This is a genomic window from Roseomonas chloroacetimidivorans (genome assembly GCF_049629625.1).
Lineage (GTDB): Bacteria > Pseudomonadota > Alphaproteobacteria > Acetobacterales > Acetobacteraceae > Roseomonas > Roseomonas chloroacetimidivorans.
Map to the genome: position 1 here is coordinate 1 of NZ_JBNBZS010000195.1, position 3,648 is coordinate 3,648.

The following is a 3,648-nucleotide window of genomic DNA, read 5'->3' on the forward strand; positions in this document are numbered from 1 at the left end:
CTCTTTGCTACCCACTACCATGAGCTGGCAGATGCGGCCGAGAGTATGTCCCACAGCATCTGCATGACCATGGATGCGGCCGCAGGGCGGCACGGCGACGTCTTCTCCTACAAGGTGCTCGCCGGTCATTCCGGACGCTCCTACGGCCTCAAGGTGGCGGCGCTAGCGGGCATGCCCCGTCGTGTCCTCCAACGTGCTGAAGAGATCCTCGCCCAGCACACCGGCCATTCGCCGAAAGCCTCATGATAGTCGCGCGAAACGTACCATGAGACGGCTCACACCCGGCCACCAGCCTTGTCGTGAAAGAGTACCACTGGATGCTACAGAGGCCGCCGATCTGGCAGAAGAGCGACTGCAATCCAAGGGACAAGTGCAGTTCGCCGCGACTGTACGCGATAGCTCTGAGGGGCCCTGATCCTCCTATATCGGTCAAGGTGCGGATCGGCCCTTTGATCGCGGGTGACTGTCAACTCCGATATCGTCTCCCTGCCGGGGTCAGGGTCCTTTCCGAGGTTAGAGCCTCATGATTGTGTTCGGGGTGGGTGCTTCATCGTATGGAGCGAAGTGCAGGAGCCTGCCTTCAGCCGATCCACCGAGGTCACCGGCACCGCCGTCCCGGCGGGGACACGGACCGGCGCTGCTGACGTCGTGGCTGTGTCCACGAATTCTGGGTTCTCCCGCACTTTCCGTGCTGCTGTTTCGGCATCATGCGGCGTGGAGGACGCGGGCGCGGAGGAGATCGAAGCCTGCTCGGCCGTACATGGTCCGCTTGATCATCTTGATACGGCTGATCTGTCCTTCGACAGGGCTCGTCGTCCAGGGCAGATCGAGGGCGGCCTGGATGGCGTCCTGGTCGCGGCGTAGACCGGCGGCGAAGTTCTTGAGCGGTGTTTTGTCGGCCGCGGCGAGCACGGCAGGCAGCGTGTCGCCTTTCTCGTGGCGCAGGAGACGCTGCAGCCGCTTAGAGCACTTCAGGCTTGCACGGACTCGCGGGTTCTGATTCGACGCTGTTGATGGAGCAGCGAGGCTGGTGATGACGGCACCCCTGTCGCAGGACCTACGCAAGCGCCTGATCCGGGCTGTCGAGGAGGGCGCCTCGGCGCGGGAGGCGGCGGCCCGGTTCGCGGTAAGTGCTTCGGCGGCGATCAAGCTGGTGCGGCGGGTACGCCAGACCGGTAGCACCGCTCCGGCCAAGATCGGGGGGTACCGCAAGCCGCTGCTGGCGGGGCAGGAAGAGTTCCTGCGGGAGCTGACGGCCAGCCGGAAGGGAATCACCTTGGCCGAGATCCGGACGGCGCTGATCGAGCGCGGCGTGGCGCCGGTGTCACTGATGACGATCTGGTCCATGCTGAAGCGGCTCGATCAGTCGCATAAAAAAGAGCCTGAGGGCATCCGAGCAGGACCGGCCCGACGTAGCAGTCCATCGACGCCACTGGCGGGTCTGGCAGCGCTACATGGACCCCGAGCGGTTCGTCTTCCTCGACGAGACCGGTGCCGCCACCAACATGGTCCGGCGCTATGGCTGGGGTCCGAGACGCGAGCGCCTGGTGGATGCCGCCCCCCATGGTCACTGGCGCACCACCACCTTCATCGTAGGGCTGCGCAGCACCGGCCTCGTCGCGCCGCTCGTGCTGGACGGGCCCATGACTGGCGAGGCCTTCCTCGCCTATGTCGGGCAGTTCCTCGCGCCCGTCCTGTCCAAGGGCGACGTGGTGGTCCTGGATAACCTCCCGGCCCACAAGGTCGCCGGTGTCCGCGAAGCCATCCGGGCCACTGGCGCCAGCCTGCTCTACCTGCCGCCCTACTCGCCCGATCTGAACCCGCTGAGGAGCACTGCTCCGAAGGCAGGCCTTCGCAAAGCTGAAAGCGCTGCTCCGCAAAGCCGCGGCCCGCACCCGAGAAGCGCTCTGGACCACTATCGGCCGCTTGCTCGACACCTTCACCCCAGCCGAGTGCGGAAACTACCTCGCCAACTCAGGCTACGCGTTCGAGTAAGGTGGAAAAGCTCTAGCCACGGTGATGGCCTCGTCCAATCGGGGCGCCTCGGTGAGCAGGTGCCCGATGAACAACCTCTCGCCTGCCGAAAGCTTGGTCTCGTCGGCCATGAGCATGCAGCCGATCCGCCGAATGGTCGGCCCCGCCCAGGCCTTCGCTTCCGGTCGGTGCTGGATCGCGGGTGGATCCGGCTGTTCCCGGCGGCGATCGGTGGCCCAGCGGCGCACGAGACCGGGGCGTCCCGTGAAGCCCCGCTCAAGCAACTCGCGCCAGAGTTGGGCGGCGTTGCGGCAGCCTTCGTTCCAGCGGCCTTCGAGATACGCGACATGGACGTCCAGCCCGCTGCCGCGCCGCGGCATGCGCCATGAGGGGGCGTGGCCGAGTGACAGCCAGCGCCGCACGGTCTTGCGCTCGGCACCGAGCAACCCGGCGATGCGGCTGATCGACATGCCCTTGCCGCGCAGGTCCGCCGCCGCTTCGTAGCGCGCCTGGCGGCGATCGAGTGAGGCCCGGCTCGCCCGCTGCGCCGCGGTCGGCGGGCGAGCCGGGGGCGGCGGCACGTCCGGTAAGGGCTCGCCCTGGGCTCGCGTCCCGGCGGTCCGCTGTGCCGCCCGGCGGGTGGCGCTGCCATGCCGTTCGACGAGGGCCCGGACAGCATCGCCGAGGTTGCGCAGCAGGTGCCAGCGATCCGCCACCTGGATTGCACCGGGCGCGCCCTGCCGGACACCGTCCGCGTAGGCGCCGGCCCGGTCCCGGGCCACGATCTCCACGCCCGGGTGCTGGCGCAGCCACGCCGCAAGGGTTTCCGCCTGCCGGTCCGGCAGCGGGTCGACAGCACGATTGCGCTCGAGATCGACCAGCGCCGTGCCGTAGTGGTGGCCCCGGCGCCACGCCCAGTCGTCCACCCCGAGCACCCGGGGCGTCGCCGCCAGCGTGGCGTCCTGGCCGGCGGCGCGGGTGATCCGCAACAGCGTGTCCGGGCTGGCCGCCATGGCCAGGCGCTCCGCCAGACGCGCCCCGGCCTCGCCGCCAAGCGCCAGGCCGACACAGCGCTGCAGGTCGCCCAGTCGCCGGGTCCGCCGCGCCCCGGCGGGTGCGACATCCGGGAGCCGCTCGGCGAAAGTCTGCCGGACACAGGTCGGGTTGAGGCAGCGGAACCGCCGTGCCTGGAGATGCAGCGTCACAGGGCGGCCCTGCCAGGGCAGATCGCCGAGGCGGCGTCGGTAGTAGCTGTGAACACGCCGCGACGACGTCGCGCAGGCCGGGCAGGACCTGGCGGACCAGTAGCCCCGCCGGAAGCAGAGGCAGGCAACGCTTGGGCAATCTGGACTTTCAGAGAAAGGAACAACGTTCCTTCTATGTGCTCATCCAGCCCCGGAATGACGATCCCGCAGCACGGAAACTGCGGGAGAACCCAGAATTCAGTAGCAGAGCCACGCCGCGGTGCTGGATCGCCTTGCCCAAGGCCATCCCATCAACCGCTTGGAAGACCTGCTGCCCTGGAAGCTTCTCCCGTGACCCGTCCGCGCAGCGGACATAAGCTGCCCCTGCAGGCACCGGAGGAGAGCCATGGCAGAAGCGCCGCAGCCACCAGGGACCGGGTCGCCGCAGCTCGACCTGCTTGAGGCCTGGCTCGCCTCGGATCGCGCACCC

At 68.4% G+C, this 3,648-nt stretch carries 1 protein-coding gene and 3 pseudogenes; 2 read left to right on the forward strand and 2 right to left on the reverse strand.

Annotation, left to right across the window (positions count from 1 at the left end; translation table 11 throughout):
- Positions 1 to 246: MutS-related protein (locus tag ACO1BU_RS36330; protein WP_424140736.1), on the forward strand; the 246-nt coding region annotated here is incomplete at its 5' end.
- A gap of 459 nt (positions 247 to 705) precedes the next feature.
- Here the strand turns inward: ACO1BU_RS36330 and ACO1BU_RS36335 are convergent.
- Positions 706 to 900: pseudogene (locus ACO1BU_RS36335) on the reverse strand (transposase); the annotation flags it as partial.
- Positions 901 to 1,033: 133 nt separating this feature from the next.
- Here ACO1BU_RS36335 and ACO1BU_RS36340 point away from each other — a divergent pair.
- Positions 1,034 to 1,995 (forward strand): annotated as a pseudogene (locus tag ACO1BU_RS36340) (IS630 family transposase).
- On the opposite strand, the pseudogene ACO1BU_RS36345 reads toward ACO1BU_RS36340, so the two are convergent.
- Positions 1,980 to 3,257 (reverse strand): annotated as a pseudogene (locus ACO1BU_RS36345) (ISL3 family transposase); the annotation flags it as partial. The pseudogenes ACO1BU_RS36340 and ACO1BU_RS36345 sit on opposite strands and share 16 nt — an antisense overlap.
- Between the last annotated feature and the right edge of the window lie 391 nt (positions 3,258 to 3,648).